Origin of the sequence: endosymbiont 'TC1' of Trimyema compressum, from assembly GCF_001584725.1 — a bacterium.
Lineage (GTDB): Bacteria > Bacillota > TC1 > TC1 > TC1 > TC1.
This window is the reverse complement of the sequence record NZ_CP014606.1, coordinates 181,135-204,323: the sequence shown is the minus strand read 5'-3', so window position 1 is coordinate 204,323 and position 23,189 is coordinate 181,135. Positions and strand designations below refer to the sequence as shown.

General features: G+C 33.6%; 32 protein-coding genes and 5 pseudogenes. 6 read left to right on the top strand and 31 right to left on the bottom strand.

Features of this window, described 5'->3' with window-relative positions; genetic code table 11:
- The first annotated feature begins 61 nt into the window (after positions 1–61).
- Positions 62–1,874: pseudogene (gene typA / locus AZF37_RS01330) on the top strand (translational GTPase TypA).
- 205 nt (positions 1,875–2,079) lie between these two features.
- Here the strand turns inward: typA and AZF37_RS01325 are convergent.
- From AZF37_RS01325 to AZF37_RS01295, 9 genes are all read right to left on the bottom strand, one after another.
- The gene (locus tag AZF37_RS01325) at positions 2,080–2,604 is read right to left on the bottom strand and encodes a methyltransferase domain-containing protein (RefSeq protein ID WP_245612001.1); all 525 of its coding nucleotides are present in this window, start codon (positions 2,602–2,604) and stop codon (positions 2,080–2,082) included.
- 20 nt (positions 2,605–2,624) lie between these two features.
- The gene (locus AZF37_RS11235) at positions 2,625–2,807 is read right to left on the bottom strand and encodes a hypothetical protein (RefSeq protein WP_245612000.1); all 183 of its coding nucleotides are present in this window, start codon (positions 2,805–2,807) and stop codon (positions 2,625–2,627) included.
- Positions 2,808–3,145: 338 nt separating this feature from the next.
- Positions 3,146–3,295, bottom strand: a complete 150-nt coding sequence (locus AZF37_RS10220) for a hypothetical protein (RefSeq protein WP_162473798.1) — start codon at positions 3,293–3,295, stop codon at positions 3,146–3,148.
- Positions 3,296–3,327: 32 nt separating this feature from the next.
- Positions 3,328–3,732 carry a hypothetical protein gene (locus tag AZF37_RS01320; protein WP_088369244.1) on the bottom strand — a complete coding sequence of 135 codons (405 nt, stop codon included), beginning with the start codon at positions 3,730–3,732 and terminating at the stop codon, positions 3,328–3,330.
- Entirely contained in the window at positions 3,698–4,072 is a 375-nt protein-coding gene (locus AZF37_RS01315) for a hypothetical protein (protein ID WP_088369243.1), read from the bottom strand. The genes AZF37_RS01320 and AZF37_RS01315 overlap by 35 nt, the downstream gene beginning before the upstream one ends.
- 712 nt (positions 4,073–4,784) lie before the next feature.
- The gene (locus AZF37_RS01310; protein ID WP_088369242.1) at positions 4,785–5,036 is read right to left on the bottom strand and encodes a M20/M25/M40 family metallo-hydrolase; all 252 of its coding nucleotides are present in this window, start codon (positions 5,034–5,036) and stop codon (positions 4,785–4,787) included.
- 111 nt (positions 5,037–5,147) lie between these two features.
- Positions 5,148–5,525 carry a peptidase dimerization domain-containing protein gene (locus tag AZF37_RS01305; RefSeq protein WP_088369241.1) on the bottom strand — a complete coding sequence of 126 codons (378 nt, stop codon included), beginning with the start codon at positions 5,523–5,525 and terminating at the stop codon, positions 5,148–5,150.
- On the bottom strand, positions 5,522–6,151 hold the full coding sequence (locus tag AZF37_RS01300) for a M20 family metallopeptidase (RefSeq protein WP_088369240.1): 630 nt from the start codon (positions 6,149–6,151) through the stop codon (positions 5,522–5,524). The genes AZF37_RS01305 and AZF37_RS01300 overlap by 4 nt, the downstream gene beginning before the upstream one ends.
- 204 nt (positions 6,152–6,355) lie before the next feature.
- Positions 6,356–6,925, bottom strand: coding sequence for an SDR family NAD(P)-dependent oxidoreductase (locus AZF37_RS01295; RefSeq protein WP_162473797.1), 570 nt, complete (start codon positions 6,923–6,925; stop codon positions 6,356–6,358).
- A 250-nt stretch (positions 6,926–7,175) separates the two neighbouring features.
- On the opposite strand from AZF37_RS01295, the pseudogene AZF37_RS01290 reads away from it, so the two are divergent.
- A pseudogene (locus tag AZF37_RS01290) lies at positions 7,176–8,325 on the top strand (IS3 family transposase).
- A 20-nt stretch (positions 8,326–8,345) separates the two neighbouring features.
- Here AZF37_RS01290 and AZF37_RS01285 read toward each other — a convergent pair.
- The 17 genes and pseudogenes from AZF37_RS01285 to AZF37_RS01230 form a co-directional block, all read right to left on the bottom strand.
- Positions 8,346–8,693, bottom strand: a complete 348-nt coding sequence (locus AZF37_RS01285) for an NAD(+)/NADH kinase (RefSeq protein ID WP_088369238.1) — start codon at positions 8,691–8,693, stop codon at positions 8,346–8,348.
- Positions 8,694–9,083: 390 nt separating this feature from the next.
- Positions 9,084–10,646, bottom strand: a pseudogene (gene gcvPB / locus AZF37_RS01280) (aminomethyl-transferring glycine dehydrogenase subunit GcvPB).
- A 14-nt stretch (positions 10,647–10,660) separates the two neighbouring features.
- Entirely contained in the window at positions 10,661–10,939 is a 279-nt protein-coding gene (locus tag AZF37_RS11230) for a hypothetical protein (RefSeq protein ID WP_245611999.1), read from the bottom strand.
- On the bottom strand, positions 10,905–11,468 hold the full coding sequence (locus AZF37_RS11225) for a PLP-dependent aminotransferase family protein (protein WP_245611998.1): 564 nt from the start codon (positions 11,466–11,468) through the stop codon (positions 10,905–10,907). The genes AZF37_RS11230 and AZF37_RS11225 overlap by 35 nt, the downstream gene beginning before the upstream one ends.
- The gene (locus AZF37_RS11220) at positions 11,413–11,604 is read right to left on the bottom strand and encodes a hypothetical protein (RefSeq protein ID WP_245611997.1); all 192 of its coding nucleotides are present in this window, start codon (positions 11,602–11,604) and stop codon (positions 11,413–11,415) included. The genes AZF37_RS11225 and AZF37_RS11220 overlap by 56 nt, the downstream gene beginning before the upstream one ends.
- Before the next feature lie 66 nt (positions 11,605–11,670).
- Positions 11,671–11,877 carry a hypothetical protein gene (locus AZF37_RS11215; RefSeq protein WP_245611996.1) on the bottom strand — a complete coding sequence of 69 codons (207 nt, stop codon included), beginning with the start codon at positions 11,875–11,877 and terminating at the stop codon, positions 11,671–11,673.
- Positions 11,849–12,064, bottom strand: coding sequence for a hypothetical protein (locus tag AZF37_RS11210; RefSeq protein ID WP_245611995.1), 216 nt, complete (start codon positions 12,062–12,064; stop codon positions 11,849–11,851). The genes AZF37_RS11215 and AZF37_RS11210 overlap by 29 nt, the downstream gene beginning before the upstream one ends.
- A gap of 55 nt (positions 12,065–12,119) precedes the next feature.
- Positions 12,120–12,284, bottom strand: coding sequence for a hypothetical protein (locus tag AZF37_RS10210; protein ID WP_162473795.1), 165 nt, complete (start codon positions 12,282–12,284; stop codon positions 12,120–12,122).
- A 66-nt stretch (positions 12,285–12,350) separates the two neighbouring features.
- A complete protein-coding gene (locus AZF37_RS01270) occupies positions 12,351–12,692 on the bottom strand; it encodes a hypothetical protein (RefSeq protein ID WP_162473794.1) in 342 nt (113 codons plus the stop codon).
- A gap of 30 nt (positions 12,693–12,722) precedes the next feature.
- Positions 12,723–12,959, bottom strand: a complete 237-nt coding sequence (locus AZF37_RS01265; protein ID WP_088369236.1) for a hypothetical protein — start codon at positions 12,957–12,959, stop codon at positions 12,723–12,725.
- A gap of 14 nt (positions 12,960–12,973) precedes the next feature.
- Complete coding sequence (locus AZF37_RS01260; RefSeq protein ID WP_088369235.1) at positions 12,974–13,648, bottom strand: amidohydrolase family protein; 675 nt, start codon at positions 13,646–13,648, stop codon at positions 12,974–12,976.
- Positions 13,649–13,657: 9 nt separating this feature from the next.
- A complete protein-coding gene (locus AZF37_RS01255) occupies positions 13,658–13,828 on the bottom strand; it encodes a hypothetical protein (RefSeq protein WP_162473793.1) in 171 nt (56 codons plus the stop codon).
- A gap of 183 nt (positions 13,829–14,011) precedes the next feature.
- A complete protein-coding gene (locus AZF37_RS01250; protein ID WP_281178927.1) occupies positions 14,012–14,518 on the bottom strand; it encodes an amidohydrolase family protein in 507 nt (168 codons plus the stop codon).
- Positions 14,519–14,756: 238 nt separating this feature from the next.
- Positions 14,757–14,957, bottom strand: coding sequence for a GyrI-like domain-containing protein (locus AZF37_RS01245; protein ID WP_088369232.1), 201 nt, complete (start codon positions 14,955–14,957; stop codon positions 14,757–14,759).
- 95 nt (positions 14,958–15,052) lie between these two features.
- On the bottom strand, positions 15,053–15,661 hold the full coding sequence (locus AZF37_RS01240) for a MerR family transcriptional regulator (protein WP_088369231.1): 609 nt from the start codon (positions 15,659–15,661) through the stop codon (positions 15,053–15,055).
- A gap of 29 nt (positions 15,662–15,690) precedes the next feature.
- Positions 15,691–17,141 (bottom strand): annotated as a pseudogene (locus AZF37_RS01235) (cobyric acid synthase).
- Positions 17,142–17,444: 303 nt separating this feature from the next.
- Positions 17,445–17,747 carry a pyridoxamine 5'-phosphate oxidase family protein gene (locus AZF37_RS01230; protein ID WP_245611994.1) on the bottom strand — a complete coding sequence of 101 codons (303 nt, stop codon included), beginning with the start codon at positions 17,745–17,747 and terminating at the stop codon, positions 17,445–17,447.
- 150 nt (positions 17,748–17,897) lie between these two features.
- On the opposite strand from AZF37_RS01230, the gene AZF37_RS01225 reads away from it, so the two are divergent.
- From AZF37_RS01225 to AZF37_RS01220, 3 genes are all read left to right on the top strand, one after another.
- Complete coding sequence (locus AZF37_RS01225) at positions 17,898–18,200, top strand: winged helix-turn-helix transcriptional regulator (protein ID WP_088369230.1); 303 nt, start codon at positions 17,898–17,900, stop codon at positions 18,198–18,200.
- 59 nt (positions 18,201–18,259) lie between these two features.
- Positions 18,260–18,415 (top strand): hypothetical protein, encoded by a 156-nt coding sequence (locus AZF37_RS10205; protein ID WP_162473792.1) that lies wholly within the window; start codon positions 18,260–18,262, stop codon positions 18,413–18,415.
- A 190-nt stretch (positions 18,416–18,605) separates the two neighbouring features.
- Positions 18,606–19,058, top strand: coding sequence for a CDGSH iron-sulfur domain-containing protein (locus AZF37_RS01220; RefSeq protein WP_088369229.1), 453 nt, complete (start codon positions 18,606–18,608; stop codon positions 19,056–19,058).
- Here the strand turns inward: AZF37_RS01220 and AZF37_RS01215 are convergent.
- The 3 genes and pseudogenes from AZF37_RS01215 to AZF37_RS01205 form a co-directional block, all read right to left on the bottom strand.
- Complete coding sequence (locus AZF37_RS01215; protein ID WP_088369228.1) at positions 18,990–20,192, bottom strand: LL-diaminopimelate aminotransferase; 1,203 nt, start codon at positions 20,190–20,192, stop codon at positions 18,990–18,992. The genes AZF37_RS01220 and AZF37_RS01215 overlap by 69 nt on opposite strands.
- Before the next feature lie 12 nt (positions 20,193–20,204).
- A complete protein-coding gene (dapF, locus tag AZF37_RS01210; protein ID WP_088369227.1) occupies positions 20,205–21,038 on the bottom strand; it encodes a diaminopimelate epimerase in 834 nt (277 codons plus the stop codon).
- A gap of 104 nt (positions 21,039–21,142) precedes the next feature.
- A pseudogene (locus tag AZF37_RS01205) lies at positions 21,143–21,890 on the bottom strand (exodeoxyribonuclease III).
- Between the two features lie 127 nt (positions 21,891–22,017).
- Between AZF37_RS01205 and AZF37_RS01200 the strand changes: the two are divergent.
- The gene (locus tag AZF37_RS01200) at positions 22,018–22,284 is read left to right on the top strand and encodes a TM2 domain-containing protein (protein WP_088369226.1); all 267 of its coding nucleotides are present in this window, start codon (positions 22,018–22,020) and stop codon (positions 22,282–22,284) included.
- 49 nt (positions 22,285–22,333) lie between these two features.
- Here the strand turns inward: AZF37_RS01200 and AZF37_RS01195 are convergent, their stop codons facing one another.
- A complete protein-coding gene (locus tag AZF37_RS01195) occupies positions 22,334–22,696 on the bottom strand; it encodes a polysaccharide deacetylase family protein (protein ID WP_088369225.1) in 363 nt (120 codons plus the stop codon).
- Between the two features lie 74 nt (positions 22,697–22,770).
- Entirely contained in the window at positions 22,771–23,145 is a 375-nt protein-coding gene (locus AZF37_RS01190) for a polysaccharide deacetylase family protein (protein WP_162473790.1), read from the bottom strand.
- Positions 23,146–23,189 lie beyond the last annotated feature (44 nt).

The following is a 23,189-nucleotide window of genomic DNA, read 5'->3' as shown; positions in this document are numbered from 1 at the left end:
ATAATTAGGTGTTGTAACAAATCCAAAAAGAATACCATACTTAAACAACAAAGGAGAAAACATGAATCAAATAAGAAATATAGCCATTATAGCCCACGTTGACCATGGTAAAACAACTATGGTAGATGAGCTTTTAAAACAATCGGGTACTTTCAGTGCTCACGAACAAGTAGATGATAGAATAATGGACTCTAATGATCTTGAAAGAGAAAGAGGTATAACCATTCTCTCAAAGAACACTTCTGTCTATTACAAAGGAAATAAGATTAACATTGTAGACACACCAGGTCACGCAGACTTTGGTGGTGAAGTTGAACGTGTTTTAAATATGGTTGATGGTGTACTCTTATTAGTCGATGCTTTCGAAGGGCCAATGCCTCAAACTCGCTTTGTATTGTCTAAAGCTTTGCAGCAAAATTTACAATCAATCGTAGTCATTAATAAAATTGATAGACCAGGCGCACAGCCAATGGAAGTAATCGACAAAGTTTTAGACTTATTTATAGAATTAGATGCAAATGATGAACAACTAGAATTTCCTGTAGTTTTTGCATCTGCAAAACAAGGTATTGCAACGCTTAACTTAGATACTCCTGGGGAAACTATGGAGCCTCTTTTTGAAACCATTATAGATATTGTAGGCCCTCATAAAGGTAATAGTGAAGGTCCATTTCAAATGTTAGTTTCAAATATCGAAGGAGATGAATACTTAGGTAGAATTGCCTTAGGTAGAATCAAAAGAGGACGACCAACAAGACTTCAACCTATTATCATTACAACAACAGATGAAGGTAAACGACAAGCTAAAATTGGTAAAATTTTCACCTATTCAGGGCTAAACCGGGAAGAGGTTGAAATAGGAGAAACAGGTGATATTGTAGCAATTTCAGGTTTAGGCGATATTAACATAGGTCAAACACTTTGTGATGTAGATCATGTAGAACCATTAGCTTTTACAGATATTGATGCGCCTACAGTCTCCATGACATTTTCCGTAAATAACGGTCCTTTTGCAGGTCTTGAAGGTGATTATGTTACTTCAAGACACTTAAGAGACCGCCTTTTTAAAGAAGTAGAAACAAATGTAAGTTTAAAAGTTGAAAATACAGACTCTGCAGAAAGTTTTAAAGTTTCAGGCAGAGGAGAGCTTCACCTTTCAATTCTTATTGAATCTATGCGTCGTGAAGGCTATGAATTTGTAGTTTCAAAACCGTCTATTATCTACAAAGAAATCGACGGTGTCAAAAATGAGCCAATTGAAAACTTAGTTATTGATGTTCCAGAAGAATTTATGGGCGCCGTTATGGAAAAAGTTGGTCTTAGAAAAGCTGAGCTTGTCAATATGACAACAGGTAATAAAGGCTACACACGTTTAGAATTTAAAATACCTGCCAGAAGCTTAATTAGTTACCGTTCAGAGTTTATGACAGATACTAAAGGTAATGGTATTATGAACCATAGCTTCCTTGGTTATGAACCAGCAAAAGGCGAAATCACTTCTAGAAAAAAAGGAGTTATTGTAGCATTTGAAAATGGTACTTCAACAGATTATGGTCTATTTAATGCTCAGGATAGAGGGACATTATTTATTGACTCTGGTGTCGATGTTTATGAGGGCATGATTGTAGGCGAAAATGCAAGAGGAGAAGATATTACAATTAATGTCTGCAAACAAAAGCATTTAAGTAATATGCGTTCTTCTGGCGCCGATGAAGCATTAAGAATTAATCCTAAGAAAAACCTAAGCTTAGAACAATCTATTGAGTTTATTGAAGACGATGAATTAGTTGAAATAACCCCAAAGAATATTCGTCTTAGAAAAAATCTTAAATAACACTTTAAGAGCTAAGGCAACAAGACGTAAATTAAATTAATAAATAACGTAAATTAAAAAAGGCATGAATATTTATTCATGCCTTTTTATTTTAAATCTAACCCCTACTCTTTTCTATTAATCTAAGGTGAAACGCAACTCAAAAAAATCGGCGTTATCCTTATAAACAATATTTTTCTTAATAGCAAAAATTTCACTTTACCGCCTTAATATTAATCCTTCTAAATGTTTCAAAACAGCTTCCATCAGGATTGTGTCGTCTTATCTTTCATAATTTCAACAATAGTATTACGAAAATCCTCTTTTTTATTCTCAGGAACATATTTCAGAAAGGGAACTATACTTGGTTGATCTATCCATTTAATCATTTCATTACTATTTAAAAAATACCTATCAGCATTTTCATAAGAAATATCAAATTGTTTGAGGCCTGCCTTCTCAACTAAACTCATATAATCATCTTTTTCAGGCATATACCAAGGCCATTCAAAACTACTGAAATAATCTTGATATAAAGGCATGTCAATTACTTTTCTTATAGTGTCAAGAAAAGTAGCGCAATTACCGTTTCCAGCGAAGTCCCATATTAGCATTCCATTTTTCTTTAATGCGGTAAAGCTATTTTGCAATAGCTGTTGACGGTTATTAATCCAGTGCAAAGCCGCATTTGAAAATACAATATCAAAAGAATCTTTATACTCAATATCGTTAATATCCAAGCAAATAAATGTTAAATTTTCTGCTTCAAGTTTCTTTGCTGTTTGAATCATATTAACAGATGCATCAATACCTATTGCTTTCCCATCAGGACTAATGTTGATAATTTTTTTGATAATATGCCATCACCACAGCCAAGATCTAAAATAGCTTCATTCCCTTTGATATCAATTCCTGATATTAGCTTATTTCCCCATTCCCTTTGATGCTTCGAAGCTTGTTTGTATTTTTCACCATCAAATTCAAATTTACCCATTATATCCCCTATTCAAAAAATAAATATTACGCAACTTTGCCACAAATCAAGACCTTATGTAAATGAGCTCAAAATATTCTTAATAAGGAGACTTATGTCAACTAATCAAATCATTGCATTTTTATCATTCGGTTGTATTATAGTTAAAATAGCACATATAGTTAATATTGTTATGCATTTTTTATAGAAAGGTTTTATTCTACACTCTGATCGTAGAATAAATAGACTACTCTTTCCCATCAAGTTTTTAATTTTAATAATACTAGCAGATGGACAGCCATCTCTTATTCACTAAGAATTCAAACTGTCCATCTTACTTCATAATTCAAAAACAATTACTACTCTTTTTTATCTTCTAACTGAGCTAATAACTTTGCTATATCTTTATTCTTTCCATAAATAGTCATTGCTAATATAAATACTGTAATCCCTAGCCCTGAAACAAGAAAAACTAATAGGTCTTTGTTCTTCTTACCTTCACTCAGCACTTTTTCATTATTTAATTCATCAGTGGTCTTTTTTAAGCCTTCAATGGTTTTATCTCTTTCAGCAATAATATTTGTAATTCTATAATTCTATCTTTGAAACCATCTGTATTCCGATTCACTACTCTAGTAGATGCTGGCGTTATAAGTGTTTCCTTAACGGGTTCAGGCTTTGTGTCTTGAGGCTCTGCAACAATTGGCTCGCCAACTTCATTATCTGATATTCTCATTATAATTTTAGCTGTAGGTTCAAATTGAAAAGCCTTATAGTTAAAATCAATATTTAAAACTGTAGTATTATTTTTAGTTAAAACTACAAAACTCTGAACATTTTCAACAGGAATTATATTGTAGGCAATATCAGGATTATTAATGGCCCTATTTCCACCCCCCCCATCCTCAACATCAAAATTGGACACCACTAATTCTTTTTGATGCACCGGCAGTTCCTTCATAAACATAATTAATTTGAATAATCTGAGCATAAGGAACTTCTTCATAAACAGAATTCCCCTCTTCATCAATAGAAGCCATCTGGCTAATATAGTTAGGGCCTTCAGATAAAACATTTGCAGAGGTAACTCTTAAGGTTCCAATTAAATCACCTGTATCAACATTATCATAAATATTAATGACTTCATTAGGTCCGTAGATATGGTTTATTGGGTTATCTGTAATGGTATCACCTGTACCACAACCTGTTTTATAATAAATAATAAGCCTAATAAGGCTAATAAATGCTTTTTCATAATGTTCTTCCTCCTTTAATTCATTTATCATACAAAGACAAATGAAAATAGATCAATAATTTGACCTTATTTGGAGTCTCAGTATTAAATTTTATATATAGCAATAGTAATATAGTCTTATGTAATTAATAAGACTTACATTTTGACTTCAAATAAAATCACTTTTATATCTATAAAAAACTAGGAAACATTTATGTCTGTAATAATCTTTTAAACCATTCATAAAATAATGATTCGTATTTTAAAAAATATATGCTAGTTTGTTTATAATGATGAGAAATAATATATAATAATTGCAATAAAAAATAATGAATTTCATTAACTTTAAACTAGACCTTTTTTAGAATACTTGTCCTTTTATGAAACAGGGTTTTATTACATCTTAATTAATACTTCCACTCCTTTCTTTCTATGTTTCCAGTCTATTGATGCAAAAAATCACAAGGAAAAATAACTTCACTTGTAATTATCATTTTTTATTTTTGTAATTTCTTAATACATTGGTTATCAAAATATTCTTCATTTGACCAAGCCCATTCTTAAACTTTGCGCTCAACTTTTAAAGAAACAATTAAGAGTTCATTTAACCTATATTAGCAAATACCCATACTACACTTATATAAATGAACTCAAAACTTTCTCATATAGGAGATTTATTTCAATTAGTTAAATCATTTTATTTTATCTTTCAATCGTACTATAGTCTTAAATAGTACAGCTTGTCAATCTTGTTTTACATTTTCTCAATAGAAATATTTTATAGAATATCCTAATACACTTGTGTTATGTAATATGTATATCTTTGATAATACTAAATTTTTTTGAATCCCACACCATTCTGCTATAAGCAAAGCATATATTTTAGCGCCATTAACTAATTCTTCAATAGCTAAATGTTCTTCAACAGTATGGGCATATTTTGACTGGCCAGGACCAACAACCATAACAGGAATATTATACTCATTAATAAATGAGCCATCACAAACAGCAAACATCCCTGTAATTTCTCCCCCCAGTTGGTGTTACTTTTCGTACTACTGATTGTAATGTTTTACAAATATCTGAGTTCACAGAAATATCAAAAGACAGCCAATTAAAAAGCCATTCTACTTTTGGTGGATGCTTTCTAAGCCATGGGTCAGTGTTTCCATAGGCTTCAACTTGTTCTTCAACTTCTTTTTTATTGCTTCAGGACTGTCTTGAGGATGATAAAAAATCGCATAGCTCATTTCTACGTTATCAGGAATAATTCTAGGACCTGTTCCACCATTAATAGTAGCACCATTAATACAAAAATTTCCCGTTTTATATAAAGGGTGTTTTTTAGTCTGTCCCCATCGAATTTCTAAGTACTTAAGCGCTCTATAAATAATCACACCTTTTTCAATAGTATCAACGCCTACAAGTTCCCCAGCTCCTCCATCTCTCACTACTTCCCGCCGTAAACCAGCATGGGTTGCTTTACCTTCTACAGTCCACTTCATTTCAAAAATACCTGAAGAAGCCGGATTAATATAAAATGGTTATCACCACATGTAGGTTCTGCAACAATAGCAGCGTAAGCTGTATAGCCTTTTTTAAGGCAAGCGGTAGTTCCTAACAAATTACTCTTAGTTTCCTCACCTACAACACTGTGAATTAAAACATCACCCTTAGGTTTTAGATTATTCATCAATAGGGCTTTTAAGGTAAATAGAATGGCAGCATTACCACCTTTCATATCAACTGCTCCTCGCCCCCAAATACTCCCGTTTTTAATAGTTCCACTAAAAGGAGGTTCTTGCCATTGATTGTGATTACCAGGAGGCACTACATCTACATGACCATTAAACAGTAAAGATTTACCATTACCATCACCTTTATAAATGCCAACAAGATTATTGCGCCCTTCGGCCTCAGCCCACACATCTGTAAATAAACCAATAGATTTCATAATACTTTCCATATAGGCATTTACTAAAGTTTCTCCATTTTCTGATTCCTCTAAAGGCCCCTCATACAAAGGGTTAACACTAGGAATTCTAACAGTTTCGGAAACTGCTCTAATAAGCTCTTCTCTTAGAACCTCTACACTGTTACATATTAAATTCTCTATTTTTTTATCCATCATGAGATATCTCCCTTTCTAATGCTAATCTTCAATCCACTTTTGCATTCCTTTTCTACCAATACCTGCTTTATAGCCTCCATCAATTTGAATATCTTCACCCGTTATATATAAGCAATCATCTGTTGCTAGAAAATGGGCCAAAGCAGCAGCAACCTCTTCAGCTTTACAAGGCCTTGTGCCCCCCTAAAGGCCATGCATATTGACTCATTTTAGTTCATTTTCGCAAACCTCTTGATAGAGCATAGGAGTATCAATACTAGCAGGACAAATAGAGTTAACACGAATGCCTCGATCTGCTAATTCAAGAGCTACAGTCCTCGTTAATAAAATAATAGCGCCCTTTGATGAGTTATAGGCAGCATAGCCTGGAAATGCTTGAACCCCAGCATTGGAAGCCAAATTAATAATAGCGGATTGACTCGGCATATAGGGTGCACAATACTTAATCATTCTGAAATAGCCAAAATAATTTATATCAAATAATTTCTTAGCTGTTTCCACATCTATATCAGGCACATCTTCTTCAGGAATAATAATAGCTGCATTATTAATTAAAGCATCAATAGTACCATATGTTTCTATTACATAGTCTACTAAAGACTTAACATCATCTTCCTTACTCACATCTATTTTAATAAAGTCAGCACCAATTTTTTCACTTTCTGCAATACCTAGATCCTCATTTATATCCGCCATTATTACTTTTGCTCCCGCTTCAGTAAAGCGCTTAGATATAGCTAAACCTACACCTTGTGAAGCACCACTAACAATCACTACTTTTCCTTCTAAAGAAAAACATTTTAATTCCTCCTTTTTATTGACTCGCTTTATAATAAGTATAATCGGTTAAGCCAACAATAACTTTTATGTAGCCCTCTAACATTTTATTAGTACTCTCTCCTTACCTGTATCCACAATAAATGGTCTTGGCACTAGAGAAACCTTTTGGACATATACTAAAAAAGTAGACAGGAAAAAGTGAAACATGTTTTAAATAAGTAGACACATAAGAAAGGATAAAATTATGAATAATTACAAGAAATACGATGAAGAATTTAAAAAAAGTATTGTTAATTTACACCAAAACGGTAAAACTCAATCCCAACTTTCTAAAGAATATGGTGTCTCCATGTCTGCTTTACACAAGTGGATTAAACTTTATTCTCAGGTTAGAATTGATGATGATACTATTCTAACCGCTAAGCAGATTAAGGATCTTCAAAAGCGTAATGCTCGACTCTAGGAGGAAAATATCATTTTAAAAAAAGCAATTGCCATATTCACGCCTCACTCAGACAAAGATTAATGGCTGTTCATACCCTTCGTTTTCAGCACGCTATCTCTTTTCTTTGTCATGTCCTTAAAGTGAACCGCAGCTCCTATTACAAATACTTTTCGGAAAAACTTTCTCCTAGAACTATTGAGAATTAAAAACTCCGTCAGCTTATTCTCGGAGATTTGTCATCTTACTAAGAGACGTATTGGCCCATCTAAGATTAAGGCTCTTCTTTCCTATGACTATGGCATCAACATCAGTATTGGTAGAGCGAGCCGCCTGATGACTGACATGAATCTTCCTAAAATGCCTACTATCAAACTTCGGTTTATTCATCCGAGGTCTATTCCCAATTTTGATTGCCCTAACTACCTAAATCAAAATTTTAATGTTCCTCAGCCCAATCAAGTCTGGGCTAGTGACATTACCTATATTAATTTAAATGCCTCTTTTGCTTATCTCTGTGTTATTATGGATTTATTTTCTCGTAAAATTATTGCTTGGAAGCTCTCTCTTAAAATTGATACTTCTCTTGTTAAGGATACTTTTATCAAAGCCTTTTATTCTCAAAAACCTTCTACTTCTCTTATTTTTCATTCTGACAGAGGTTCCTAATATACTTCTTTTATCTTTAGAAAGCTCCTTGATTCTTTTGGTATCATTCAATCTTTTTCTAAGCTTTCTCATCCTTGGGACAATGCTGTCGTTGAGTCCTTTTTAAATATATGAAAAAAGAAGAAATTCTTCGTAGGTCTTTTTCTTCCTTTGCTCAAATTAAGCTTTCCTGCTTTGAACACATTGAGGGCTTCTACAACCCCCTATACGTCCCCACTCTGCTAATAACATTCTTTCTCCTAATTCCAAAGAAGACTATTTTTTCACTTCTATTAAAACTTAATTTCACTTTTTCTATCTACTCTATTGACATTCTTCCAGTAATTTATCTTTTGTAGCTACTACAATAATATTTTCCTTACCTACTTGCTCTAATATATCCGGTGTAAACTGCTGGTTGCCTCGACCAAATAAATAACCTTGACTACCAATAACAGTCACTATAATTTTAATGCCTTTTTCACCCTTCTCTTTAATTAAACGTTGAATATCCCCACTACTTAAGTCTGCGCCAATTAGTTTCCTATTTAAAATAGCATCAACACCTAAAAGAGTGCCTTTAAAATTTAATAAATTAGGTATTTCCTTAGTAGTGCTTCCTGGTCCAATAAAATATAGTATATTTCTTCCATATAACGGGAATAGGAGCATCGCCTATAGCCTTTCGTATATCTCGAGCCATATCATCCCCTCCAGCAAAAAGAAGCAAATCAATATTTTCAGCTAAAATCAATTCTGCAGCCCTTTTTGTATCCGAGGAGGAGGTAATTGACCCCCCTCCTCTAAAACCCCTTTAATAACAGGCTTATATCCAACTGCAAGCACTTCATTAGCCCCCATGTCATAAGGGTGTAAGTAATAAATTTAATATCCCCATTATAATGCTTTTTCACGTAAGTCAAAGTATCCACCACTCGGCTAGCAGCTTTTGTACAGCTCCTCTTTTAAAAGCCAAATCTCTAATTTCTGCTCCATCACTGCCTTTTAAACCACTGGGGCCACCAATCCCTGCATAAGGGTTAACAATTAAACCAATTTATTTCATTTAAATCGCATCTTTCTTTTCACCCATTGTCTCCAAGTAGTAGCAATTTTTTTCATAATCATCTACATGAGGATTTTCAATATTATGAATCGGAGCATTGTAGGGAGCATTTTTAACAAACTCTGGATTTTCATAAGCTTCTTTAGAAATCTGTCTCAAAACTGTACAAAATTCATCAATATCATCCTTACTATAAGATTCACAAGGTTCTAAAGAAAATGGCTCTGGTACAACCCAAGGATGATGGGACATCCAATAATGCTCATAACCAAAATCAATAAGCCTTCTAGTTACATCTTCTGTACCAACTCCTGTATCTTCCTTAAGTTTTTGCCAACTATAGCGAACCTGTTCCATTCTGCGTTTACCCTCAGCATACCAAATAGTTACACCTGGAATTTTCTCTATTTGCTTCATCATATATTGATTATTTAATACAGAAATAACAGCTGCTTCTTTAATACCAGCTGGTCCCAACTGCATAATCCACATATAGGCTCTAACAACAATAGAAGCGTTGCCAATAAAAGAACGCACTTTACCAATACTGCCATCTTTAGTAATAAGAGAATGCTTTTCGCCATCATAAGCTACTCTAGGACTCGGCAAATATTTTTCTAAATATTCTAACACCCCTAATGCACCACAGCCAGGTCCCATACCACCATGGGGCGAAGAAAATGTTTTATGAAGATTATAGTGAATCATATCAAACCTGCTTCTTTTGCTCGAGATACACCCATTACCCCATTAACATTGGCTTTATCATAATAACAAATTGCACCATGTTCATGAGCAATATCCACATGCTCTTTAATCCTTGGATTAAAAATTCCTGTATCTTCAGGATTGGTAATATAAATAGCTGCAGTTTTATCAGAAATAGCTGCTTTAAAAGCTTCTAAATCAGGGTAACCATTTTCATCAGGCATTAGTGTAATAATTTTAAAACCAGCAACAGCCGGTGTGGCAACGTCACAAGGATGAGTAAAAATAGTAGTAATGACTTCACCTCTTTTAAAGTCACCTTTTTCCTTAAAGTATTCCCTAATAATAACCGCTGCTGCAAAGGTTGCATGAGCCCCACCTCCTGGCTGAAAGGAAAAAGCATCCATACCGGAAATTTCCTTGCAAAAGGACTCAGTCTGATGGTAAATTTCAAATAATCCTTGGAGAGTTTCCTCTGGTTACAAAGGATGAATTTCTGTCATATTAGGATCTCTACTCATGAGATGTTCCTGCGCTTTAGGACTATACTTCATAGTGCAAGTCGCTTGACTAATACCAGGTACAATATCGGCTCCTAAAACTTCTTGGGATAAACGCATAAAATGTCTATTAACTCTCATCTGATGAACCTCGGGTAATTTAGGAGGCTCTTTACGTCTTAAACTAGAAGGTAAAATGCTGATACCATCTCCTACTGCTTTTTTAATACCCTCACTTGCTTCAGGTACTAAAACGCCTCGTTGCCCTGGAACACTTAATTCAAAAATAAATTCTTCATCCCACTTAGCTTCATGAAATTTCCTCAAATATGACATATAATCTCTTCTCATTTTTCATCCCCCCCTTAGTCCACTATAGCCTTTAAGGCATCTACTAATTCATCAATTTTATCTTTTGTATGAATCTCAGTCACACAGTAAAGATCACAATCTGGAAGGCCTTCTTTTTCCAAATCCGAACCTTCAAAAATACCTTTATCTAAAAGCTTTTTGTTAATAGCCTTCACCGTCATCTTAGAGTCCTTAAAATCCACCACAAACTCTTTGAAAAAAGGTGTTTCAAATTTTAATTGAACCCCTCTAATATCATTAATTTTCTTGGCAGCATACTGAGCATTTTGCATAATAGTCTGGTCCCACTTCAGCCATACCCTGAGGGCCCATTAATGTTAAATAAACACCTACTCCAATTGACCATAAATAGTACCTGTCCCTGTTAAATTCTTTGCCTTTTTCTCGGACAGCATAATGAAGTCGTTCCACTAAAACTGGAACCCAACCAACCTCTCTTCCTACTGTAGTTTCTACCACCCCATTCATAATATCTTTAAATTCCATCATATACTTCATTTCATCTGGTGTTGCTATGAAACCGCCACAACAGCCTCCAGCAGCCATATGCATTCCTAATGACTGGAAATCACCAATAGCCATCGTTGCTCCATATTGTCCTGGAGCCTCAATAACCCCTAGTGAAATAGGATCTACACTAACAATAAATTCTGCACCTGCATTTTTAGCCATTTCACCTATTGCCTTACTATTAGTTTCCACAAAACCTAAATAGGAGGGGTTCTCAATTAAAACAGCTGAAACATCAGCAGTCAGTTTTTTCTCTAAATCCTCTAAATCCATTCCCCCCTGTTTTCTCATTACAATTCACTTCAACAATATCTAAAACATTAGCATCATGAGCAGATCCTGTATAATTTGTTATCAGTGACTTTGCATCGACACTCAAAGTACTTGGAATCAATATTTTTTTGCGACCATTTAAGCGATTAGCCATACATAGGCTTGGTAGCCATGGCCTGATAACCATCGTAAAGAGGCACACTCATAACATCCATATCTACTAACTCAGAAATCTGACTACAGTACTCAAAAAAGCTTGATACTTACCATGATCAGCCCATGTTTCAGCGCCATAACAGGTTAAGAACTCTCCTCTGCCTAATATTTCATCAACAACAGCAGGTACAAAATACTGGCAGCATCCAGCACCTAGAAAATTAATATACTCTTTACAGTTCTTATTTTTTTGCCAAAATGTTTTCCACATGACACTTTATTGAATATTCATCTAAAATAGGTTCCGGTAAATTCAAAGCCCTTTTTAATTTTAGATTTTCTGGAATTTCCTCATAGAGTTCCATTTCGTCTTTAGCGCCCACTGCCTTTAACATCTCAGCCTTAATTTCTGGTACTGAATTAGGTATATAAGGATAAACAACTTCTTTGTTACCCATAACTAAACCTCCCTTTATTTCCTCAATTTTTTTTATTTAATATATATTAATTCTATTATTTTCCTTTCATTCTCAATGCCTTAACTTCAGCTATCTTTTCTTTTGTATTAGTTTCAATAAGAAATGCTGCTAAGATAACAGCTATTAATAATACAGCAGCTCCTGAAAGCATAGCTACTTGTAATCCCTGTGTATCTGCTATCATACCTACAAAAATCACCCAAAGTGCTCCTCCAATAATTTCTGCAAATCCTAAAATTAATCCTTGAGCAGTTCCTGCTAATGTTCAGGTAACGTTTCTGGTTGGTATTACGGCCATAAATAAAGGTGTCATACAACCTGGTATGGATGCAAATAAACAGAATATAATTAAGGCAACTGAAGAATTAGGAAAGAAAAACATGCTTAAAGGTACAATAAAGGATAAAAAGTAGAAAATAAGCAATGTTGGTTTTCTGCCAATATTATCTGAAATTTTAGGTATCATAAATGCATAGAAAATGCCAATAAAGCCCATAACTGCAATAATAATACCTATTGTTTCAATATCAAAACCACCAATTTTTTCCCCCATACAATGGTCTAAAAGTAAGCAGTATCCAATAGCCAGCCATACTACACATGCCAATTAAGAAACACAATACTACATTTCGGTATTTTAAAACGGCACTAAAATTTTTAAAGCCACTTCCCTTTGCACTAACCCCTGGGGTGGCTCTACTTTTACTTCCTTAATAACTTTTAACATAATAAAGCCCACTATAAATGTGGGAATGCTAGCCACTAAAAATGCAGCTCGCCAATTAACCCAGCCTGCCATTTGAGTGAGTAAAATGGTAAATTCATAGGATTTCCAACCTAGAATTTTCTTTTCACTTAATTTTTCATCTTTCATTTTAATACCCTCCTTTATTTTTCATAAACTATTTTTCCACCAGTAACTGTCATAACAACATCTACAGAACCTAATGCTTCTGGCTCCACTGAAAATAAATCTTTCTCTAGGACTTGAAAATCTGCAACTTTATTAATTTTAATTGAACCTATAACTTTTTCAAATCGTTCTTGATAAGCCCCTCCATAAGTATACACTTTAATACCTTCTGCTACACTAACCCCTAGTTCAGGACAATGTTTATTACCCGTTGTGGCAGAACGTCTCGTTACAGCTGCCTCCAAACCTTTTCGCCAGTTAGGATAAGTAATAGGACAATCAGAACCGCCAGAAATCCAAAGACCACAATCTAAAAGCTCTTTCACGCCATAAATGCGACTGGCTTTCTTGCCAATAAAGGGTGTTGTTGCCTCATATATTAATGTCCCAACTTCTGGTTCTAAAGTTAAACCAACATCATAGGGAATGGCTTTTCTAGCCCAAGCATTGGTAATCATATCACCATGAATAACATAGTGTCTTTTTGATGGCCCTGGATAAGTTTCAATATCTTTAATAAAACCATCTAATGAAACATCAATAGAGCGATTACCGGTTGCATGAATCCCCACTTGATAGCCTTTTTTATGGGCATAGAGAATAATTTTATGGAGCTCTTGTTCTTGAGCTTCATCTGTTTCTCCCGGCAAACAAGAACTTCATCTAAATCCTGGTCTATTGGCATAGTCTTCCAAAAGCCATGCGGTATAGCCCACAGGAATACCATCTGCAAATATTTTCAACATAGGAATATTCATCCAGTTTTCATCTGTAATCTTAGGAAATTTAATAGTTTCAAAACCTTTAACTACATCATCATAATTTAACACATCATAATCCCCCATTAAAAGTCCAACGGATACTCTAGCTGTTATTTCTTTTTTTCAGCCATTTCCCCCATAAACAGAAATCGCCCTCTGGCCTAAGGCACCTCCAAATGTAAGGTCACCTCCTGGCCCGAGAGCAGAATCATTATAACTTGTTATTCCATTTTTATTTAATTCTTTTTGAGTTTATTGAATTGCAAGCTTAAGCTCTTTATCTGTCAACCTAGGAAATTTTTTCATAATAACCCCTTGAGCTTCAAACTCTCTGAAAACACCAGTTGGATCTCCATTACCATCCCGTTCAATTTCTCCACCTGCTGGATTTTCAGTATGTCTATTAACATCACATACTTCTAATGCTTTACTGTTTACAACTAATGTATGCAAACTAAAATCATATAATGCAATAGGATGATCTGGGCTAATATCATCAAAGTCCGTTTTTCGTGGCACACGACTTGGATCATCTTTACACTCTAACAAATGACCTACAGTAAAACCTACTTCTTTAATCCAGGTTCCTTTAGGCGCTGTTTTTCTTTTTTCATAAACCATTTCCTTAATGTCAGCTATAGATTTTACATTAGAGTAACTAATATCCAAAGCAATTGGTGGTTTTGAAACCCCATACCAAATCCCATGCATATGAGCATCATGGGCCCCAGGTAAAATCATTTTACCTGCTAAGTCAATTACCTGAGTTCCAGGTCCAATAAAAGGTTTAATGTCACTATTTCTCGCCTACATTTATTATCCAACCATCTTTAATTGCAATTGCTTTTTTAAAACTGAAATGCTTATCTACAGTCACAACTTTTCCATTCACAAATATCATATCTGCATGTAACATAATAATGACCCTCCATTCTATTTTTCTACTTTCATCATAAAGCTTCCAGTAAAAGGAAGGTCAAGAACATTTTATAATTTATTACAAAGGATTCTTTTCTACAGGAAAATAAACAGCTGTTACATACTCATCTTCACAATCTGTAGTAATAGGATCTACAATGTATTCTTCTACAGGCGCACCACTTAAGCGATACGCATTAGCAAGACCCCATTCTAAAAAATTTTCATAAACACGAATTAGTTTTCTATAATGCCCTTTATAAATTGTCTTTGCTGCCAAAAAGCCACCATATTTTTTACACAGGATAAATTGGCTTTTTTACCTTTGAGAATTGGCATAAAAACTTCCAAAGAACCTTTTCTATAAATTGCTTCTTAAGCAATATGGGATGCTTCTCCAATATATTCCCCACGAAAAGTAGCCATAAAAGAACCTTGCGCAAATAAATTACAACGATCTCTAATTTTAACTAAATCTGCATATCGGTCTACAAAAAGTTCATTTAAATTATAATCATAATCAGCAACTGTATAAACAATATAGGACTCAGGAACGGCTACTAATTCAAAATGATAAACATCTTCAGTATCATTTAAGCCTTCTTCATAATAATCTTCATTCATTAGTAAATAAACTTTAATAATACGATTTAAAGCTTTCTCTATACTCTTTCTTTGCTTTGCTAACCCCTTAATTTCTTTTTTTATAGTTTCTTTCTTCTTTTCTAAAGTAAGAATTAACTGCTCTAATGTTTTATCTTCTTTAAATTCAGCTATTTCATTTAAAGCAAATCCTAAATGTTTTAACTCCTTAATTAAAATAATCTGTAAAATCTGCTTTTTTGTGTAGTAGCGATAACAATTTTCTACACCTCTGCTCTCTGGTTCAAGTAGTCCTTTATCCTCATAAAATCGCAATGTTTTTGTAGACATATGAAATAAATCTGCAATTTCCCCAATTGTGTAGACTTTCTTATCTAACATCTTTATAGCCTCCTATTATGATTAAGCCACTATAATAAACCTTTTTCTATAATTGAATAAATTAAATCCATATCTAAATACTTTCGTATTCGCTCTGCTAACTCCTTATACTGCTTTTCTTTATAGGTGTGTATATCAACACCACAGCTTTTTTACATTTATACTATTTTTTAAAGCTAAAATAGATATCAGTTTTTCTACAATTGCTTTTTCATCTAAAATACCATGAACATATGTGCCATAGCAGTTACCACAGCTAGCAATAGGATAATCGTTAAATTCTGTCTTTCCCATATGAACTTCGTAACCTCTAAATCCAGCCCCCCCTCTAATGGTTTAAACAAACCTGTAAGTGCATTAATTTTACCCCTTACTTGCTTAAGTACTTTTTCTTTTCCTAATGTTGTCGCGCCTGATAAGAGCCCTAATCCATTACAAGATCCTCCATTTTCAACATTGGAAGGATCCTCAACATATTCTGTTAACATCTGATAACCGCCACAAATGCCTAAAATCGGAGTATCATTTTTTCAGCCTCTATAATAGAGTCTGTAATGCCTGATTTTTTTAACCATCGCAAATCCTCAATAGTATTTTTACTGCCAGGAATAATAATTAAATCATATGATGAATCTTTCTTAAAAGAAGTTAAATAGTGAATGTTAACCCCTTCCATTCTTTCTAGAGCTGCAAAATCCGTAAAATTAGATAAACTCGGCAAACGAATAACAGCAATATTTAAATAATCTCCATAACCCCTCGCCTTAAAACGCTCTGTAATACTATCTTCATCTTCAATATCCATTTCTAAATAAGGAAGAATCCCTACCATCGGTTCATTTAAAAGTTTTTCTAGCTTTTCATTGCCTTCTTTTAAAACATCTAAATTCCCTCTCATTTTATTAATAATAAGACCTTTAAAATAACTTCTTTCAGCCTCGTCAAATAACATAACTGTACCATAGAGAGCATCATACACACCCCCCTCTATCAATATCACCAACAAGGAGAATAGTTAGCCATTCCCATATTGACTAAATCATTTTCAAAGCCTAAATTAATCTCTGCTGGGCTTCCAGCCCCTTCAATAACTACAATATCATTTGCTTTTAATAAATCCTCATAGGTAGCCTTAACCTGCTCTCTAATCTCTTCCTTATACTGCCCATACTCACCTATTTTCATATTTCCTACAACCTTACCAAAGGCAATAACTTGTATCCCCCCTCATACCTGCAGGCTTTAAAAGAATAGGATTCATCCTAACATCTGGTTCTAAACCACACGCTTCACTATGTACTACTTGGGCTCTGCCCATTTCTAATCCTTCTTTAGTAACATAGGAGTTTAAGGAAATATTTTGCGCTTTAAAAGGAACCGCCTTATAGCCAGCTTCTTTAAATACTCTACAAAGACCTGTTGTCACAATTGATTTCCCTGCTCCAGACATTGTGCCTTGAATCATAATTGGTTTTCCCATTATGCTTCCCCCTTCCTTTATACTATTCTTTATGCAAATCATAGCATGTTATTTTCTCCAGGTCTATACCCTTTACTTATAGAGTTCTTCAATAAGCAAAAATAAAAACCATCACTAGTTGCTCTAGGATAACTTTATTTATTTATTCATAACATATAAAAAGATGTAACAAGAAATTGTTACATCTTTTTAATCATCTTAATTAATTTATTTGGAATTTTTTAGGACCTTCTTCATAACTGAATGTTTCTACCTCTTCAATATCAATATAAAATAATTTTAGTTCAGGATTATCAGCAGATTTTAAATAGCCTTAATATTAGGATTTTTGTCCAAATATTCTTTTTTTAAATTCAAATCATCAATAAAAATGGCTTTCCCTCTTACTGATGTAACAGGAGAATACCCTTCATGGTGGGAACAAAAAGAAACCTCAGATTTTTTTACTAACTGTTTATAAACAGGCTTATTCTCATTGGTAAAAAAATAGATTCTATTATTATCAGTAAAAAGGTATTGAAATATTCTTGTTTTAATTTTCCCTTCATCAAACGTCGCTAAAACACCATTAGGATGCTCATCGAAAAACTTTCCATAATCAAACATTATTAAAACCTTCATTATATTAATTTCATTTATTTGCAATAAATTGCTGATAGACTTATAATACTTCTATATAGACCAATTGTAAAGAAGGCACTAAAAAGTGCTATAGTATCCCTAAAGATACTATAGCTATAGCAAGGAGGTTTTACTATGACAAAAGAATATCCAAACTGTCCAGTTGAAATGACTTTACAATTAACGGGAGATTCTTGGAAAGCTCTGATTATTAGAGAACTTTTACATGGTACTATGCGTTTTTCCCAGCTTCAAAGAGCTGTTGGTAAAATAACACAAAAAGTTTTAACATCAAATTTAAGAACTATGGAAATAAATGGATTACTTACAAGAAAAGTATACGCAGAAGTTCCACCTAGAGTAGAATATACATTAACAGATACAGGTAAAAGTCTAAAGCCTGTATTGAAAGCCATGGAAATATGGGGAAACCTATAAAAAGCATTGTCATAAAAAATAATAATACCCCTAACTATATTTATTATTGATGAAAGGAAATGATATTAATATCTTCAAAAAAATGTGAAAATTGCAATCATATTAGAATTATTGCTGATGGCCCTTATATTGTATCCTCTGACATTCCTTTAAATGAATATGCTATTATGGGCCGCCTGATGCAGAAAATAAAACGGTTCATGGCGATACAATAAAAAAAATAAAAGAATTATCAAACAGAAGAAGAATATGCCCTTTGTCGCTGTGGCAATTCTGCTAACAAGCGGGCGCGCCATTCTGCGATAGCACACACACTAGGCTCTGACGGAACAGAAACTGCTTCTAAAAGACCCTATCTTGAGGAGGCAGTCTGTTTTTTTGAAGGAGCTGATATGAATTTATTAGATGCCTGTGATTTATGTGCCGCTGTTAAATTCTGTTCAAGAGCAGGAGGTGTTAGAGCACAGTTACATAAGACAGGAAACAAAAGAAGGGAAAGCAATCTTCACTAGAGATGCCTTAAACTGTATTGGAGGACGCTTAACTCCACAGACTAAGGATGGGAAAATAATTGAAGATGAAATGCCAACAGAAATTAGTGTTGTAGAAGATTATTTTACCAATAAAGAAGGGCCCCTTTGGGTGAAAAACTATATAGAAATTATAGGTGATGACAATAGTGCCTACGAAAAAAGAAATCGAGTCACCCTTTGCCGTTGTGGAAAATCTCATAACAAACCATTTTGTGATGGTCAACATCTTGAAGAAGAAAAGACCTTAAATAATAAATTAAAATGTCATTTTTTTTATTTTTTCAATAGCTTTTATTGTATTTTCACGACTACCAAAAGCAGTTAAGCGGAAGTACCCTTCCCCTTCATCTCCAAAACCAACTCCTGGAGTACCTACAATACCAACTTCATTTAAGAGTAAATCAAAAAACTCCCATGAAGACAGATTTCCGGGTGTCTTTAGCCAAATATAAGGTGCATTAACACCTCCAAAAGTTTTAATGCCAATACTCTCTAATCCATCGCGAATAATTTTTGCATTTTCCATGTAATAGCTAATGTATTCCTTAATTTCCTTCTGCCCTTCAGGTGTATAAATACTCTCTGCTGCTTTTTGAACAATATAGGAAACCCCATTAAATTTAGTGGATTGTCTTCTAAGCCAAAGAGAATGCATATTAATAGCTCCACCATTTTTAGTATAGCCAATTAATTCTTCGGGGACAATTGTATAAGCACATCTTGTTCCTGTAAAGCCAGCTTGTTTGGAAAAGCTTCTAAATTCAATTGCAACTTCTTTAGCACCTTCAATTTCATAAATACTATGAGGTACATTTTCCTCTGTTATATAAGATTCGTATGCTGCATCAAATAAAATTAAAGACTTGTTAGCTTTAGCATAGTCAACAAATACCTTTAACTGGTCTTTAGTTAATACTGTTCCTGTTGGGTTATTAGGTAAACAAAGATAAATCATATCCGCTTTTTCCTTTGGTAAGGAAGGCGCAAAATCATTTTCTTGATTACAAGGTAAAAACTCAATTTTTGAACGACCGGTCATCACATTAGTATCTAAATAGACTGGGTATACAGGGTCCGTAATAGCCACAGTATTGGAAACATCTAAAATATCACCAATATTTCCTGTATCACATTTAGAGCCATCACTAATAAATACTTCTGAACGCTCTAAATTTATACCTAAAGGTTTATATTCAAACTCAATAATCTTATCGATTAGAAACTCATAGCCTTGTTCTGGGCCATAACCTCTAAATGTTTCGCTGGATGCCATTTCATCGACAGCATTATGCAATGCTTTAACAACAGTTTTGGATAAAGGTTTTGTAACATCCCCTATTCCTAAACGAATTATTTCTCTATCAGGATTTTCCTTTTGAAATTTACTAACTCTTTTAGAAATATCTGAAAAAAGATAGCTGTTTTTTAAATCTAAAAAATGGTCATTAATTTTAATCATCGTGCACTCTCCTTATATTTCAATTTCACCATCAAATACTTTTGTTGCTGGTCCAGTCATATAAACATGGTTATCCTCTTGATTCCATTCAATTTTAAGAGAACCACCTTTTAATTCTACAGTAGCAACTCTTTCACTTAAGCCATTTAAAACAGAGGCTACTAAAACGGCACATGCTCCCGTTCCACAAGCTAATGTTTCTCCAGAACCTCTTTCCCAAACTCTCATTTTAAGTTTTTTTCTACTAATAACTTCGACAAATTCTGTGTTTATTCTATTAGGGAATTTTTCATTGAACTCAAAGCTAGGTCCAATTTTATCTAATTCTAAATGATTAATTTGCTCCATATAAGTAATGGCATGAGGATTTCCCATAGAAACACAAGTAACTTCATAGGTCTTGCCATCGACAATAATAGGTTCATTTACTACAGGATTACTTTTAAAATTAACTGGGATTTTTTCAGGTTCTAAAATTGGTCCCCCCATGTCTACTCTTGCACTTTCCACAATTCCGTTTTTTATATTTAAAGCAATCACCTTAGTACCACCTAGAGTCTCAACTGAAACAATTTCTTTTTTTGTTAATCCATTGTCATAAACATACTTTCCAATACAGCGGATAGCATTACCACACATTTCTCCTTCTGAGCCATCATTATTAAACATCCGCATTCTAAAATCTTCTGTTTCTGAAGGCATAATCAAAACTAAACCATCAGAACCAATACCAAAGTGTCGGTCACTAATTTCAATAGAAAGCGCGCTAGGATTTTCAACATTTTCCTTAAAACAGTTAACATATATATAGTCATTTCCTAAACCATGCATTTTAGTAAATTTCATATAACTTTCCCTCTCCTTTATTAATCATTTATAGGATTAAAAAGAGCTTACTCTAAAGACTCCTTTATAATTCATTTTAATATTATACCATAGAAAAACCTATCTTAAAATATTAAACCTACTGGACAATGGTCACTTCCCATAATATTTTCGTAAATAATTGCTTCTTTTATTTTATCCTTATACTCTTCAGAAAATAAAAAATAATCAATACGCCAGCCAACATTCTTCTCTCTGGCTTTAAAGCGATAGGTCCACCATGTATAGGCATTTTCTTTTTCTGGATTTTGAAATCTAAATGTATCAATAAAACCACTGTCTAAAAGCTCTGTCATTTTGGCTCTTTCAGCATCGCTAAATCCGGCATTTTCCCGATTGCTCTTAGGATTCTTTAAATCTATTTCCTGATGGGCAACATTTAAATCACCACAAATAATTACAGCCTTTGTTTTTTCAATTCATCAACATAGTTTCTAAATGCATCTTCCCAAGCTATCCTATATTCTAGACGTGCCAATTCTCTTTGAGAATTGGGCACATAGACATTTACCAAGTAAAAATCTTTTATTTCTAACGTAATAATACGTCCCTCCTGATCATGTTCTTCAAGTCCCATTCCATAAGTTACATTTAGGGGCTTTTTCTTAGTAAAATCGCAATCCCAGAATAACCTTTTCTCACAGCACTGTTCCAATACTCTTCATAATCTGGCAAGTCAATAATAGCTTGTCCTTGTTCCATTTTAGTCTCTTGTAAACAAACAATATCTGCATCTAACTCTTCTATAATAGCTTCAAAACCTTTTTTCAAAGCAGCTCTTAATCCATTAACATTCCACGAAATAATTTTCATTATAATCTCCTCTTTTTTCCTTTTCTTAATTCGTTTTACCATCTAGTTAAACAAATGTGAGCTTCTCCTTTACAAGGTTTTTCAAATAAGCTAAAATTAGCTTATATAGAATAAAGGAGGATACAAATTGGAAACTCAAAAATCAAAAATAGCCGCCGGTCTTTTTGGTATTTTCTTGGGAGCCTTCGGTGTATATAATTTTTACCTTGGCTATACTGGGAAAGCAGCAGGTCAACTTTCAATGACAATCGTCGGCTTATTAACTTCATGTTTTGGTATTGGTGTACTGCTGATATTTGCAGCTGAAATTTGGGGCCTAATTAAAGGAATTTTAATCTTAACTGGTAGTATTAATACAGATGCTAGAGGTATAAATTGTAAGAGATTAATTTAAAACAGAACATAAAAAGCTGTAGCATAATGTTACAGCTTTTTATGTTTTTTTAAGTTCTAAATTCTGGACCTGAAACACCATCAGGAATTACCAAAAATTGAAAGCCTAACTCTTTAAGCCCACTAATGACTGCCGGCAAAGCATTGATAGTGGTTTCCTTTGAATTTGCATCATGCATTAGAATACTAATAGTGTTTTTTGTTTTTGACTGATTAATAATATTATTCTTAATCTCTTCAGCAGAAACATTGCTTCTTTTTGCATCGCCTGAATCTACATTCCAATCTACATAAGTAAACTTATTTTCTTTAAGAGCCAACTTAACTTCAGCAAATACATTATCTTTCAAATAGCCTGTATTGGAACCTCCTGGAAAACGATATAGGGTAGGTTCTTTAATACCTAAATCCATAATTTTTTCTGGTAGTCAAAACATCATTTATTAAAGTATCTTTTGAACTGTATATTTGATTGTATTGATGGGTATCAGAAATGAACAAAAGCACCATGACCATCTGTAGCAATAGCTTTTGTTGCTTCAGGATAGTTATCAATCTTACATCCTAAGAGAAAAAAGTTAGCTTTTACACCAGCATCCTTTAAAGTTGATAATAGAATCATTGTATTGTCAGATGGACCATCATCAAATGTTAAGAAAGCATTTTTTAGCAGGATACCCTCAGAAATATTATAGGCAACTAAATCTCTCATATCTTTATTTTCTTTTTCTAATATTTCATTTCTTTGTTCAAGTGTTTCCAATCTACCTTTCATGGTCTCTAAATCTTGTCCTTTTGCATAAAGGCCTATAGCTAAGCAAAGGAGTAAAATCCCACTAATTATAGTTGCAATTAGCACCACTTGCCGTCTCGTTAATTTCTTTTTTCTTCTTCACTATTCGATCT